The organism is Desulfoferrobacter suflitae (genome assembly GCF_022603395.1).
GTDB classification, from domain to species: Bacteria; Desulfobacterota; Syntrophobacteria; order Syntrophobacterales; family Syntrophobacteraceae; genus Desulfoferrobacter; species Desulfoferrobacter suflitae.
In genome coordinates this window covers 344,442-357,791 of sequence record NZ_JAIBKA010000003.1, presented here as the reverse complement: position 1 = coordinate 357,791, position 13,350 = coordinate 344,442, and the positions used below count along the sequence as shown (strand labels likewise).

Here is a 13,350-nt window from a genome sequence, read left to right as displayed (position 1 = left end):
ATGCGAGCAGGAGAACATGCAATGAAAAAGGAAGCCATTTACACGGTTAACGCACCGAAGCCCGGGCCTTATTCACAGGCGATCAAGTACGGCAATCTCATTTTTGTTGCGGGGCAGACATCGGAAGATCCAGGAACCGGCAAACCCGTTCATGACAGTATCGCCCAGCAAACCGAGCGCATTTTGAACAATACCGCGGCAATTCTTGAGGCTGCCGGTTCCAGCCTGGACAAGGTATTAAAAACCACTGTTTACATTTCTTCGATGGACCATAAAGCCGAGATGAGCGAAGCCTACAAGAAGTTTTTTCCAAATGATCCCCCTGCCCGCTTGACCGTTGCGGTCGCAGGCATTGACGATGGGCTTGATGTCGAAATCGATTTTATCGCTGCTGCCGAATGATTGACCTGCATCAATTTCTGCTTCAGTGCGGCTCTCCATCGAACACCCCAACCATTTTGCCGCTTCAGGACTGACAAGGACGCTGATCACTGCGCACCCCTGCTGTTTCAGCGGGGGTGCGCGGAATTGTAACCTTGCCGAAAATGCCGCTTTACGAAGAGGTATTTTTTGTTTTAAACGGACCTTTTGCAGACTCAACATGCCACTTTGCGCCGCCTGCACTCAGGAGCGCACTGCGACGCCGTTCAGGGCAGGTGCTGTTTGACCCAATTTGCATGGCTTGTCATCTTCATCAGCCGGGTGGTTCTCAACCTGAGCTTTCGGGTAGTCTACCCTTTTCTGCCGGCGATCAGCCGCGGGCTGAGTATTCCTCTTCAGCAGGCGGGACTGTTCCTCACGGCACGTTCGGTAACCGGTTTGGCAGGCATTTTTTTTGGCATGTGGGGAGAGCGCATCGGTTATGTGCGGTGGATGCTGGTGGCGCTCTCCATTCTTTTCTTGGGAAACACGCTGGTTTCCTTCTCCAGTTCCTTTTTATGGGCATTAGTGGGATTCGCCCTTCTCGGACTGGCACAGACAGCCTACGTACCCGTTTCACAGGCATACGTCAGCGCCAGCGTACCCTATTCCCGGCGCGCCCGAGTCATTGGTTTGATCGAAGCCAGTTGGTCGGCAAGCTGGTTTCTGGGAATTCCCGTCTGTGGTCTGCTCATTGCCCAGGTGGGATGGCGCAGTCCCTTTGTGCTCCTGGCACTGGCCTCCCTGCTGATGCTCTTTTTCACCGGTCGACTGAAGGCGCCGCAGTCGGACCGCGTCGCTATCTTCCAGCCCGCAGATCCTTCCCACGCATCCCTGCTCGCCAGAACGGCACCGTCTCTGGTTCTCTTTTGCACCTTTCTGATGGCCTTTGCCAACGAAAACATCATGATCGTTTTCGGTGCCTGGCTGGAGCAATGTTTTTCCTTGCGGGTGGAAGCTCTGGGCTTTCTATCTTCGCTGGCGGGCCTTGCCGAGCTGGCGGGCGAACTGACGGTTGCACTGGCCGTGGATCGACTGGGAAAACGCCGCACCATCTGTGCAGGGCTGTTGACAGGCGCGCTGGCCTATCTTTCCCTGATAGCAGGTCAAGGTTCCCTGCTGCTCGCCATGCCGGCGTTGATGACCGTGTTTTTTCTGTTTGAGCTGACCTTTGTTTCCATGATTTCCTACGTATCCGAGCTGGCGCCCATGCAGCGCGGCAGGTGGCTGGCAACGAATTACAGTCTTAATGTGGCCGGCCGCATGTTTGCCTCGCTCTCCGGCCCCTGGCTGTGGACCCACAATCACAGCATCCTGCCAAATGCTCTGACTTCCTGTTTGTGCACTCTGTTGAGCCTTGCTCTGTTCCTGTGGTCCATTGCTCCTCCGGTAAAGCAGACCCAATGACATCAACGCTCACTTGATCCAGCCCATCTGTCCGCCGACGAACAATCCCAGCACAGCGAACGAGAAGAGGATGACCAGATAATCGATCAACTGAAGACGATTGGCGCAGCGCAGGGTGCGCCCTTCCCTGTCAAAGCCCCGCATCTCCATGGCCATGCCCAGTTGTTCTGCAAGCATGAAGGACTGAACCGTCAGAGGCACCAGCAGTGCCATGATATTCTTGATGTTTCGGGGCCGGAAGCGCAGATCGATGCCGCGCGATTGCTGTGCGTCCATGATGTTTCGCGTCTTTTGTCCGATCAAAGGGACATAGCGCATGGCCGTTGTGAGGATAAAGCTGAAACGGTAGGGAACATGCATTTTCCTCAAGGCATCGCCCATTTCCTGAGGCGTGATGCTGCTAAAAAAAATGAAGGAGACGGTGAGCAGATTAACCAGTTTAGTCGCAGCAGCCATAGCCTGGCCGGTATCAAAAGAAAGGTATACAACGACAAAAACCATTGCCACGGTCGGCCACAGCAGTCGCATGGAACGAACCCACTTGTGGGTGAGCCCTCTGGTCAAAATAACCAGAAGGATGATGGCGGACTGGATGCCGAGGATCTCGAGTGCAGAGGCAGCAAGAACCGATCCCAGGCATGCGCCGCCCAGGAAAAGACGGGTTCTCGCATCCAGGCTAGCCGAGTTGCGCTTTTCCAAGTGTATGGCCCTCCCGGCTCGTCCATTGTGTATGATCGACGGTCGGTTGCCCGGGCAGCGCGTGCAACTTTTCGCTGACTGCTCGAGGCGATCCGTCGGCAATCACCTCTCCAGCCTCCAGAAGGATCCAGCGATCGGTCGCGGCCCTGGCAAATTCCAGATCGTGAGTCACAATGATCAAGGTGAAGCCGAATTCTTCCAATTTGGCCAGAAAACGCACCAGGGCCCGCCTGAAATAACCGTCCTGGTTGACTGTGGGTTCGTCCAGCACGACCATCGGAGGTTGTGCCGCAAAAATGGAGGCGAGCGCCACACGCTTCTTTTCCCCCTCACTCAGACGAAAGGGAGAACGGTCCAGCAGCCCACCCAGTTTGAAAATGTGAAGCACCCGGTCGATCCACTCGTCATCAACGCCCTTATGCATGCTTGCCCCCACACGCAATTCCTGGTCCACCCGCAACTTGAAGAACTGATCATGCGGATTTTGGAAGGAGAGGCCCACGTACGCTGCCAATTCACTGGTCCTCTTGGCGCGAGTGTTTTCACCGAAAAGCACAACCGAACCACTGCAGGGCTTCAAGAGTGCATTGAAGTGCTTGATCAATGAGGTCTTGCCCGCGCCGTTCCTGCCGATCAACGCTACCGATTCCCCTCGTCTTATTTCCAGCGACACCTCTTTGAGAATCGTTTCACCATCCATTTGCCGGCACAGGTTGTGCGCAGACAGTATGGGCGGATCGTTGGGCACCATGCGCGGCACGCGCTGTGGATAGCTGACAATCAGCTGTTTTGCCGCAAAGATCTCTTTCCCTTTTGCCGGTGTTCCGTCGAACAGTACCCTGCCGTCTTCCAGAATGATACAGCGTGTTGCTTCCTCAATGGCGCTCTGCAAGCGCTGTTCGATCAGGATAATCGTCTTGCCGGCCCGGTGCAGGTTTCTCAATCGGCCACGGACCAGGGCAACGCCTTCCCAATCGAGCTCGGCAAACGGTTCATCCAGCACCACGACCGACGGCTCCAACGCGAGTACGGAAGCTATCGCCGCCAGCCGTTTTTCCCCACCGGAAAGCCCATCCGGCGCACGTTCCAGAAGATGCTCGATATGCAGAGACGCCGCAACCTCAATCACTTTTTCATCGATGAGTGCTGCCTCTCCACCGAAGCTTTCCAGCCCGAAGGCGATGTCCTCCGCTACGGTCGCGTTGAACAGCTGTGCCTCAGGGTTCTGCAGCACCAGCCCGACCTGCGCAGCCAGGTCTACAACCGCGAGGTCTCGAGTGTCATGCCCGGCTACGATGACGTTCCCCGACAGCTCTCCTTCCACAAAGTGCGGGATCAAGCCGTTGAGCAGATAACCCAGGGTCGATTTTCCGGATCCGTTGGCACCACCGACCACCACGTATTCGGCGCTGCCGATGCTGAGATCGATACCTTCCAGTACCCATGCATCGGGGTCGTAGCGAAAATGTACGCCGCGCAGTTCAATCACCGTTTCCACACGCCCCCTTTGCGCAGGAGCTGCAGGACGAGCAGCGCCATGATGGCTCCGCCCAGCGAACTGACACTGAACGCAATCATCAAGGTCGAAACCGCCATGGTCTTTCCCATCAGCATCGGGGCCACCAGCCAGACGCTGGTGAGCGAACCCACAATGCCGGTCCCCACAATTTCGCCAAGTCCCGCCGCGTAAATGTTGTTAAATGCACGGTACGCCAGCCCGGCCAGAAGTGCGCCGAATATGCCCCCGGGGAAGGCAAGCAGCGTTCCCAGCCCCAGAATATTGCGCAGCACGGCGGCCACAGTAGCCACCGCAACGGCATATCCCGGCCCCAGTAGCACGGCGCTCAACACGTTGACCATGTGTTGGGCTGGAAAACATTTGGAAATTCCAACCGGGATAAAAAAAGGCGACAACGCCACTGCAACCGCGACCAGGACCACAGCTTTTGCAACCTCCTTAGCCTTCATGCCCATCCCCTTCCGTCAACCTTGATCCTGTTCCCGTCAACCATCTTCTGATTCTGGGCAACCAGACAAAAGAAGCCGCGTTCCCAAAGGGAATGCGGCTCCAACTTTCACAGATTTCCCCACTGCGCAAAGGCTGCTCCGGCCCTTGCAGTATGAATTGGTTGGCGCCACTTCCCTACGCTGGCATTACCCAGATCAGGTGTTGAGGGTTGCCGAACGATGTGTCGGCTCTCAGCCTAGCCTCCCCTAGTGACACTTGCTAAGTAACACACGCAATCGGATCAGATCAATTGCTTTCTGTACGCCATGTCAGTCACGGACCACCTCGATGAGCGTAACTTCGGGGGGCGACAGGACTCGAATAGGCGGTCCCCACGTTCCCGAACCGCGACTGGTATACAGGCAGGACCCCTTGCCGAGCCGATAGAATCCGTCCTGCAAGGGATAGACAAAGTGAACCAACCAGCGAAACGGGAAAACCTGGCCTCGGTGCGTATGCCCCGAGAGCTGCAAATCAAACAGGCCGAGGGCAGCCGGCGTTACCGCCGGCCGATGTTTCAAAAAGAGCGTGAAGAGCCCCGTTTGCCCAGACGCGAGAAGTGCCGCTTCATCTATCAATGCGCCTCCGGCCGCATCGTCGACACCCGCTATTTGCAGCACATCCTGAACATTTACAACAGTGTTGCGCAACACCTCGAAGCCAAAACTCTCGGTAAATTTGATCGACCTGCTCAGGCCGGCGTAATATTCATGGTTTCCGATGACGGCGTACTTGCCGAAGCGGGGATTGAGCTCATTGATGGCCACGTGAATCTCGTCCATCCGATCGATATTGCCATCCACCAAATCACCGGTGCACACCAAAACATCCGGATCTTCGGCACGAACCTTTGCAAGGATTTGTTCCAATCGCTTGCTGCCCACCAACAGCCCCAGGTGAACGTCGGAAATCTGAGCTATCTTGAGACGTTGAATATTTGCCGGAAGTTTTGAAGTAGAGACGGTGATTCTTTCGGTCGTGACATTTTGCGCCTCAAACAGGCCATAGACAAAGATCAAAGCGGCCAGAACCAGCACGGCCACCGTAGGATTTTTACCCGTCGGGTCGGCCGCTGGCGCCCCGGTCGTCACTTGAAAGGCCTTGAACACAAAACCAAGCACAAGCAGTAATGACAACCCCCAGAACGAGATGAACAGGAATCCCATCCAGCCGTATCCGAGGCAGGCCATGAAGCGGGCGGAGACATCATGCCCGGATCGCTCCAGAAGGCGCGTGGTGATGGGAGCAAACACCATTGCCGTTAGAAAAACTATAAAGACGCCCCTGGCAGGGCTGTGTCGGGGCAATATGACTTTGGTTCTGAAATAGAAGAATGCGTGCATCAGAGAATAGATGGAAACGAAAGTGATTAGGAACCGCAATCTGCCCTCCCGCAATCGAACAGTACTCTGTGAGTTTTTGGCAACCGCTCGATACATATCCTTTTTTCGACCGGATGACCATCCTCATGTGATGTTATGGTTTCATTCAAATCCTTCGATGCGGCCGGCCATCGGTCATGTTATTTTCTCTTGCCCGATTGCCTAAAAATGTCTACATGGAACTTTACGTCCCGTCCCAAAAGGCCGCCGAGCTATTTTCCAGAACCGGAACGAACTGCTCAGAAAGTGATCAAGTGATCATTACTCGGCTGAATGCACCTCCTCTTAAGTAAGACGGCAAGGCTGTCACATGCGCACACATGGGCGGAGGCGTCACCTTTTTCCAATAGAACCGGTCGCGCCGACAATCGAGGCGCGCAAAAAAGAAAGTGCTGCAAATGAACTCAAAAACGCCTGAGAAAGCAAGCGGGGTCCTGCAAACTCTTCGTCGAGGCAGCAGCGGCTTTCTGCGGGATTCGGCAAAATCGTTTCAACCCAGTTCGGACGACACATGGGTGTCGTCCCGGCTCATTCGAACCTGCCACCTTACCGATGGGGCAACGGTGGAAGGGGTTGCACACCGAGGGAAGAAGGGATATCAGCTGGATACCGTGGAACGGGTCTGCGGGCTGCCACCCGACCAGTTCCGCAACCGGACGCGCTTTGACCGCTTGACTCCCATAGACCCCAAGGAAAGATTTCGCCTGGGGGACAACGGCAACCCATCCATGCGCATTGTGGAGCTTATCGCTCCCATCGGCAAAGGCACTCGGGGCCTAATCGTCGCACCGCCAAAAACCGGCAAGACGCGGCTTCTGGAAGAGATGGCGGGGGCCATTCACACTGCTGACCCCAACACTCGAATCATCGTACTATTGATCGACGAACGCCCGGAGGAAGTCACTCATTTCAGGCGTAATGTGCCGGCGGAAGTCCTCGCCAGTTCCAACGATCAAAGTATCGAATCGCACGTCAATCTGGCTGAGCTGACCCTCGCTCACATCCGCTCTGAACTGGAATGCGGCCGAGATATTGTCGTGTTGCTCGACAGCATCACACGCATGGGGCGGGCGTTCAACATTCATGGTGCCGGCGTAGGCCGAACCATGACCGGCGGGCTGGATGCAAGAGCCCTCGAGATTCCGCGCCGCTTCTTTGGCCTGGCACGCAATGTCGAAAATGGCGGTTCGGTGACGGTAATCGCGACGGCACTCATCGATACAGGTTCGCGCATGGATGAGCATATTTTTCAGGAATTCAAAGGCACCGGCAACAGCGAGATTGTGCTGGATCGGTCCTTGGCCCAGGCGAGAATTTTCCCGGCCATCAACATTCTGGCCAGCGGCACACGCAAGGAGGAGCTGCTCTACACCAGTCAGGAAATCAGGTGGCTCCAGGTGTTGCGCCGCCATTTGGCGGACAGCGATGCCAAAACCGCCATGCAGGATCTGCTTGGACTGGTGAATACGACCGAGAGTAATGCCGAACTGTTCCAGCGCGGCGCCGATATGAACCGGGGGTGAACTTTTGCCGAGTTGAACAGGGGACGGTATATCTTTTCATCCAACGAGCGCGTGAGGAGTGTGGTGAAGATAAAAATATTCTCTGTCGGCGGCACAATCGATAAGGTCTACTTTGACAAGTTGAGCCAGTACCAGGTGGGCTTCCCCAGTGTCAGAGCGATTCTCGGGAGCCTGCCGATTGCGTTTCGCTATGAGATCGAATCGCTGCTGAGGAAAGACAGCCTCGATATGGATGATGCCGATCGCGAGCTCATCAGGCGCCATGTGGCCGAAGAGAGTTGCCGCCGGATCATCATCACCCACGGCACCGACACCATGATCGAAACGGGTAAGGTCCTGAGCGATATTGCCGAAAAATGCGTTGTTCTGACGGGAGCCATGGAGCCGGCAAACTTCAAGTCGAGTGATGCCGTTTTCAATATAGGAGTTGCGGTGGGAGCGGTCTCGTCCCTGTCGCACGGAGTCCATATCGCCATGAACGGGAGGATTTTCAATCCCTGGCGATGCCGCAAAAACCGGGATCTCGGTGTTTTTGAAGAATTGTGAAGGAGCTGAGCTTCATCCTATTGATCTGAGATTTGATCAACTCGTGAGGACTCCATGAAGGCGTTTGCCCTGATCTTGTTTCTAGTTGTTTTGTGGCCGACGCCGGTGCTCGGTCCAACAGGTGCGCAGGCGGTTTCAGACCGTCAGTACCCGACATCAACCCTTGATGAAGACCCTGCCAAACATCACATACTGAAAGATTTCGAGCATTATCTTGCCAGGGTGAAACCGCTGCTTGAGCGCTATGGGTACGCAGCGGTTTTTGTCGCGGTCACGATCGAAGGGTGCGGCATACCGGCTCCCGGTCAAACACTCCTGATGGCCGGCAGCCTGGCCGCCGCAAATCAGGAAATGCACATCGTGCTGTTGCTGCTGGTAACCGTCTTGGCGGCGATTCTGGGAAATACCGCGGGGTTCCTGATGGGCCGCTGGGGCGGGCGAGCCATCCTGACCCGATTTAAGGTAAATGAGGAGCGCATGGCGCGCGTGGAAAACCGTTTTCGGCGCTACGGCGGCATGCTGATCCTGGTCGCTCGCTTTCTGGACGGGCTGCGCCAACTGAACGGCATTGTTGCAGGCATCCTCGATATGCCCTGGTGGTACTTTACCTTGTACAACGTCTCAGGGGCTCTCTTGTGGACTCTCTTCTGGGGTCTCGGACTCTATTACCTGGATGAAAACATATACCTCTTCCACAGAATCCTGGAGCATCTCGGCATTTGGGTACCCATCCTGGCGATGACCAGCTTCCTCTTGTTGATGGCTTATCTGCTGCGTCGGCGCAGCAGAGCCAACCCAAACATTCCCTAGCAGTCGAGGATGTGAATTTTTGTTTGCGTCGCCGCCCTTGCTCCTTTACGCCGGACCCTGGCCCGCAGAACCCCTGTCCGGCACACGCTCGCCTTCATCGCCTAAGCGGCGAACATCTGCCGAGGACCCTTTTGGGCCATCGCACGTCATAATGCCCGACTCGGTGTTTCAAATGTGCCAAACCGCCCTGGTATCCTATCATCCAAGGAGGGAAAGGCATGCAGACCGAGCAGAAGCCTATCCTGGTCTGCAGGCCGCTGCAGGCTGTTGCAGAATAATCCTGCAATCGGCTACGGTGACGCCTTCTCCTTCCGGGTGGACGAGCAGCGGATTGAGATCCATTTCGCAGATTTCAGGATGGTTCACAGCCAAATGGGACATGCTCACCAGCAGTTTCTCGAGTGCGTCTATGTCAGCCCTGGGTCTGCCCCTGAACCCATTGAGAAGCCTAAAGCCCTTGATATCATGGATCATGCGCACCGCTTCTTCACGAGTCACCGGTGCCAGGCTGAACTTGACATCCTGAAAAACTTCAACAAAGATTCCCCCCATGCCAAACATCAGCAGGGGTCCGAAAATTGGATAGCGATTCATGCCGAAAATCACCTCCTCGCCCTGAGGCGCCATCTTCTGCACCAGCACCCCGTCAATCACTGCTTCGGAGCTATAGTCCCCGGCGTTTTCGACAATTTTCAGAAAACCTCGCTGAACAGCGGCCTGGTCGCGCAGGTTGAGCAGGACTCCACCGGCATCGGATTTATGGACGATCTGCTCGGAGACGATTTTCAGCACCACGGGAAAACCGATATTCGCCGCAATCTCGACTGCCTCCTCAGCCGTTCTGGCGAGTTCTGTAGGCAGCACATTGAATCCGTAGCACTTGAGCAGATCGAGTCCGCCCACTTCTCCCACATAACGCTTGCCGGCATTCATGTGCTTGTCGATGATCTTTGCCGCCTGCGCTCTGTCATGCTGAAGCTTAAAGGGCTTGAGCTCATGGCGGTTGAGCCACTTGCTGTAACGGTAGAGCGCTCCGAACGCCTTGGCCGCATCTTCCGGAAAACGAAAGACAGGATAGCCGTGTTCCTGCAGGAACTGAACTCCCTCGGAAACGTCCACGATTCCCATAAAACAGCTGAGCATCGGTTTGCGTGATCCTCGCGCAATGCGTGCAATGGCTTTGGCGATGCCGAGGGCGTCGGTCATGGACTGGGGTGTGAGTATGACCAGTGCACCGTCCACTCCCTCGTCTTTGAGCACCGCGTTCAAGGCATTTTCATATCGCTCCTGAGTTGCATCGCCAATGACGTCGACCGGATTATGAATGTTGGCAGTCGAGGGCAGGTGCTCGCGCAGGGATTCTATGGTCTCATCCTGGAAGCCGGCAAGTTCCAATCCCGCGGTTATCGTCATATCAGTCGCCACAATCCCCGGGCCTCCCGCGTTTGTGACAATGGCCACGCGGTTTCCGGCGGGAAGCTTTCTGCTGACTTTACCCAGTGCGGTAGAACTCTTGTAGGTGAACGCGCTGGCAAAATCGAACAGTTCATGGATGGATTCGGCGCGAATGATGCCGGATTGTTCAAAGATCGAATCATAAACCGCTTCCGACCCGGCCAGAGCCCCCGTATGGGACGCTGCTGCACGGGCTCCCGCGCTGGTCCTTCCGGACTTTATCACCAGCACCGGGGTCCGCCTGCGCCCCGAAGTAATCTCTTTGACGGCTTCGATGAACTCTCGCCCCCGTCGCAGTTCTTCGAGATAAATCATGATCACCTCGGTATCGATGTCCTCATGCAAATACTGCAACAGATCCAGTTCATCCACATCCGCCTTGTTACCGATGGAAATAAACTTGGAAAAGCCGAAGTCGCGGTCTGCGGCAAAGTCCAGTACCGCTGTGCACAGCGCGCCGCTTTGAGAGATGAAGGAGATCTTGCCGGCAGCAGGCATGCGGGTGGAAAAGCTGGCATTCATCCGAACCGACTCGAGGGGATTGATCACACCGAGACAATTGGGCCCCACCATGCGCACCCCTGCCTCTCTGCAGAGAGACACGATCCGGTTTTCGATTTCTGCCCCCTGTTCGCCCGTTTCTCGAAAACCGGCGGATACAATGACGATTCCTTCAACACCCTTGGCTATCGATTGCTTTACCGATTCAAGTGCCGCCCGGGGTGGCAAAATAATGATGGCGAGATCCACTTCATCCGGAATTTCATCGAGTGCAGCATAGGCTCTCACCGACAGGACGGAGCGAGCATGAGGATTCACCGGATACAAGGTTCCGGTGTAGCCTCCCTTCAATATGTTCGAGAAGATATCGTGTCCAACTTTCCCCGGTGTCGTCGATGCGCCCACAACCGCAATGGCCTGTGGCGAAAATATTGCGTCCAGTCCGTTCATGCTAAACCCCGCTCCTTTCAACTTTGAGCATCACCCGCATCGAAATCCATCACTATGAATACGTCGCCGCCTTCGCCTCTGAGAACTTTGGCATCGGCATACCTTTTTTTGAACACGTGAATCATGCCCGTGTTTTCTCGCAAGACACTCGCCACAAAGCCTTTGTATCCGTTCTCCCTGGCAATGTTTTCGAGTTGCTCCAGGAGGTGTGAGCCGATCCCCAGATTCTGATAGTCTTCTCTTACCACCAGAGCGACCTCAGCCCTGTCTGCCTCTTCTTCCCCCTGAGCATAGGAAGCAATGGCTATGATTTCCTTGCGGCCACCCATGGAGGTGATGCCGACCAGAGACATATTCTTCCGGTAATCGACACTCGCCCAATGCTTTTGCACCGTCTCATGGGAAAACAGCTTCTTGTAATAAAAAAATCTGTAATAGATCGTGTCTTCCTTGAGGGAGTAGAAAAAATTGCGATAGGCAAACTCATCCGACGGCATGAGCGGTCGAAATTCTACCACTGTTCCATCCTGAAGCTGCATGGCGGTCTTGTATCCCTCAAGAAATATGAGATCGTCCTCGTGGGGCGGCAGTTGGTCGGCAAAAATGTAGTGACGCTTTTTGGCCACCTCGATCAACTCCTCGCGAAATTTTGGATGGGCGATCTGCGCCAGTTCCATAACGCGCTGATAAATGCTCTTCCCCTGAAGTTCGGCGATACCGTATTCGGTCACCACAAAATTGATGTCTCCGCGGGTAGTCGCCACCCCCGCCCCTTCGCTCAGACTCGGCACGATGCGGGAAACTTTGCCGTCTTTGGCGGTTGATGGCAGCGCAATAATGGAGAAACCGCCTTTGGACATGGCACTTCCGCGAATGAAGTCGACCTGGTCGCCTATGCCGCTGAAAAAGAGGTAACCGAGGGAATCAGTGCAGACCTGGCCGGTGAGATCCACCTCGAGGGCCGAACTGATGGAAATGAGGTTGTCATTCCTGGCAATGACCGCGGGATCATTGACGAATTCCGAGTTCCTGAAATAAAACATCGGGTTATTGTTAACATAATTGTAGATTTTTTCCGTGCCCATGCACAGAGAAGCCACGGCCCGCCCGGGCAAAAGAGTCTTTTTCTTGTTGGTGATGACTTTCTTCTCAAACAGAGGCAAAAACCCATCGGTAATGAGCTGGGTATGGATGCCGAGGTCTTTTTTACCGTCCAGGTACTTCAAGATGGCATACGGAAGCTGTCCGAAACCGATCTGGAGAGTGGCGCCGTTGGGCACCAACTGAGAAATGTAATGGCCTATCCTTTGTTCGATTGCGCTCTCCCGCGGGCTGGGTACGTATGACCAAAGAGGTTCGTCGTGCAGGACCAGACACTCGATTTGATCCACGTGCACAAAACTGTCTCCCCAGGTTCTCGGCATTTTCGGATTGACCTGGGCGATGACCAGCTTGGAATTTTCCATGCCCACCCGAGTGATGTCGACAGAAACGCCCAGGCTACAATACCCGAACCTGTCGGGCGGGCTCACTTGGATGAGGGCTACATCCAGTCCAATGCGTTGGCTCGAAAAAAGACTCGGGATCTGCGACAGGTACGCCGGAATATAGTCCACCTTCCCTTCAAACGCGGCCTTGCGCATGTATTCGCTGATGAAGAATAATTTCAGTGAGAAACGACTGGTAAAGGACTGGTCTTCCACGTACTTGGCAAGGGTGCCCGAGAGCATCTGATAAACGACGATATCCTGCAGGTTCAAGTCGCTGACCAAAGCCCTGATGAGATGTTGCGGCTCGCCGCAGCCCGTGCCGATAAATACCCGGCTGCCGCGCTTGATCCTGGAAACAGCCTGTTCCGCGCTGACCATTTTGTTGGGGCAGTAATCCTTGAGCCATTCGACATGCCCCAGACAGTCCATTGAATCCACCACGGCCTCTCTTTCCGGCCGAAAAAATGGGAATGTTGCACATGCCGTTTTTGTGTCTTCGCTCATGTTTGTTTCCAACCTTTTCAATTAAAAAAAATGTAGGGAGACCGTTCCCGGTGCTCCATCAATCCATCTTCTAGAATAAGGTATCAGTGCTCTTTAAGCAAACCCACCTGCAGACAAACTGCCCGACAGTGCCGTCGAACACCGCTTGACATCGA

At 55.0% G+C, this 13,350-nt stretch carries 11 protein-coding genes and 1 riboswitch; of the genes, 5 read left to right on the top strand and 6 right to left on the bottom strand.

The window, feature by feature from the left end; all coding sequences use genetic code 11:
- The first annotated feature begins 21 nt into the window (after positions 1-21).
- Both K1V27_RS07020 and K1V27_RS07015 read left to right on the top strand, forming a co-directional pair.
- Positions 22-402 (top strand): RidA family protein, encoded by a 381-nt coding sequence (locus K1V27_RS07020; RefSeq protein WP_258928913.1) that lies wholly within the window; start codon positions 22-24, stop codon positions 400-402.
- A 261-nt stretch (positions 403-663) separates the two neighbouring features.
- Positions 664-1,827, top strand: coding sequence for an MFS transporter (locus K1V27_RS07015; protein ID WP_258928912.1), 1,164 nt, complete (start codon positions 664-666; stop codon positions 1,825-1,827).
- 9 nt (positions 1,828-1,836) lie between these two features.
- On the opposite strand, the gene K1V27_RS07010 is transcribed toward K1V27_RS07015, so the two are convergent.
- From K1V27_RS07010 to K1V27_RS06995, 4 genes are all read right to left on the bottom strand, one after another.
- Positions 1,837-2,526, bottom strand: coding sequence for an energy-coupling factor transporter transmembrane component T family protein (locus K1V27_RS07010; RefSeq protein ID WP_258928911.1), 690 nt, complete (start codon positions 2,524-2,526; stop codon positions 1,837-1,839).
- Positions 2,504-4,024, bottom strand: coding sequence for an ABC transporter ATP-binding protein (locus K1V27_RS07005; protein WP_258928910.1), 1,521 nt, complete (start codon positions 4,022-4,024; stop codon positions 2,504-2,506). Before K1V27_RS07005 ends, K1V27_RS07010 begins: the two co-directional genes overlap by 23 nt.
- A complete protein-coding gene (gene thiW / locus K1V27_RS07000) occupies positions 4,012-4,494 on the bottom strand; it encodes an energy coupling factor transporter S component ThiW (protein WP_258928909.1) in 483 nt (160 codons plus the stop codon). The genes K1V27_RS07005 and thiW overlap by 13 nt, the downstream gene beginning before the upstream one ends.
- Positions 4,495-4,649: 155 nt before the next feature.
- Positions 4,650-4,752: riboswitch (TPP riboswitch) on the bottom strand.
- 51 nt (positions 4,753-4,803) lie between these two features.
- A complete protein-coding gene (locus K1V27_RS06995) occupies positions 4,804-5,916 on the bottom strand; it encodes a metallophosphoesterase (RefSeq protein ID WP_258928908.1) in 1,113 nt (370 codons plus the stop codon).
- Positions 5,917-6,314: 398 nt separating this feature from the next.
- Between K1V27_RS06995 and rho the strand changes: the two genes are divergently transcribed.
- From rho to K1V27_RS06980, 3 genes are read left to right on the top strand one after another with little or no spacing between them, the layout of a single operon-like run.
- The gene (gene rho / locus K1V27_RS06990; protein ID WP_258928907.1) at positions 6,315-7,439 is read left to right on the top strand and encodes a transcription termination factor Rho; all 1,125 of its coding nucleotides are present in this window, start codon (positions 6,315-6,317) and stop codon (positions 7,437-7,439) included.
- A gap of 60 nt (positions 7,440-7,499) precedes the next feature.
- Complete coding sequence (locus K1V27_RS06985; RefSeq protein WP_353740536.1) at positions 7,500-7,985, top strand: asparaginase; 486 nt, start codon at positions 7,500-7,502, stop codon at positions 7,983-7,985.
- Positions 7,986-8,039: 54 nt separating this feature from the next.
- On the top strand, positions 8,040-8,795 hold the full coding sequence (locus K1V27_RS06980) for a DedA family protein (protein WP_258928904.1): 756 nt from the start codon (positions 8,040-8,042) through the stop codon (positions 8,793-8,795).
- Positions 8,796-9,032: 237 nt separating this feature from the next.
- Here the strand turns inward: K1V27_RS06980 and K1V27_RS06975 are convergent, their stop codons facing one another.
- Both K1V27_RS06975 and K1V27_RS06970 read right to left on the bottom strand, forming a co-directional pair.
- Positions 9,033-11,201, bottom strand: a complete 2,169-nt coding sequence (locus tag K1V27_RS06975) for an acetate--CoA ligase family protein (RefSeq protein WP_258928902.1) — start codon at positions 11,199-11,201, stop codon at positions 9,033-9,035.
- Between the two features lie 17 nt (positions 11,202-11,218).
- Positions 11,219-13,120 carry a GNAT family N-acetyltransferase gene (locus K1V27_RS06970; RefSeq protein WP_353740545.1) on the bottom strand — a complete coding sequence of 634 codons (1,902 nt, stop codon included), beginning with the start codon at positions 13,118-13,120 and terminating at the stop codon, positions 11,219-11,221.
- Positions 13,121-13,350 lie beyond the last annotated feature (230 nt).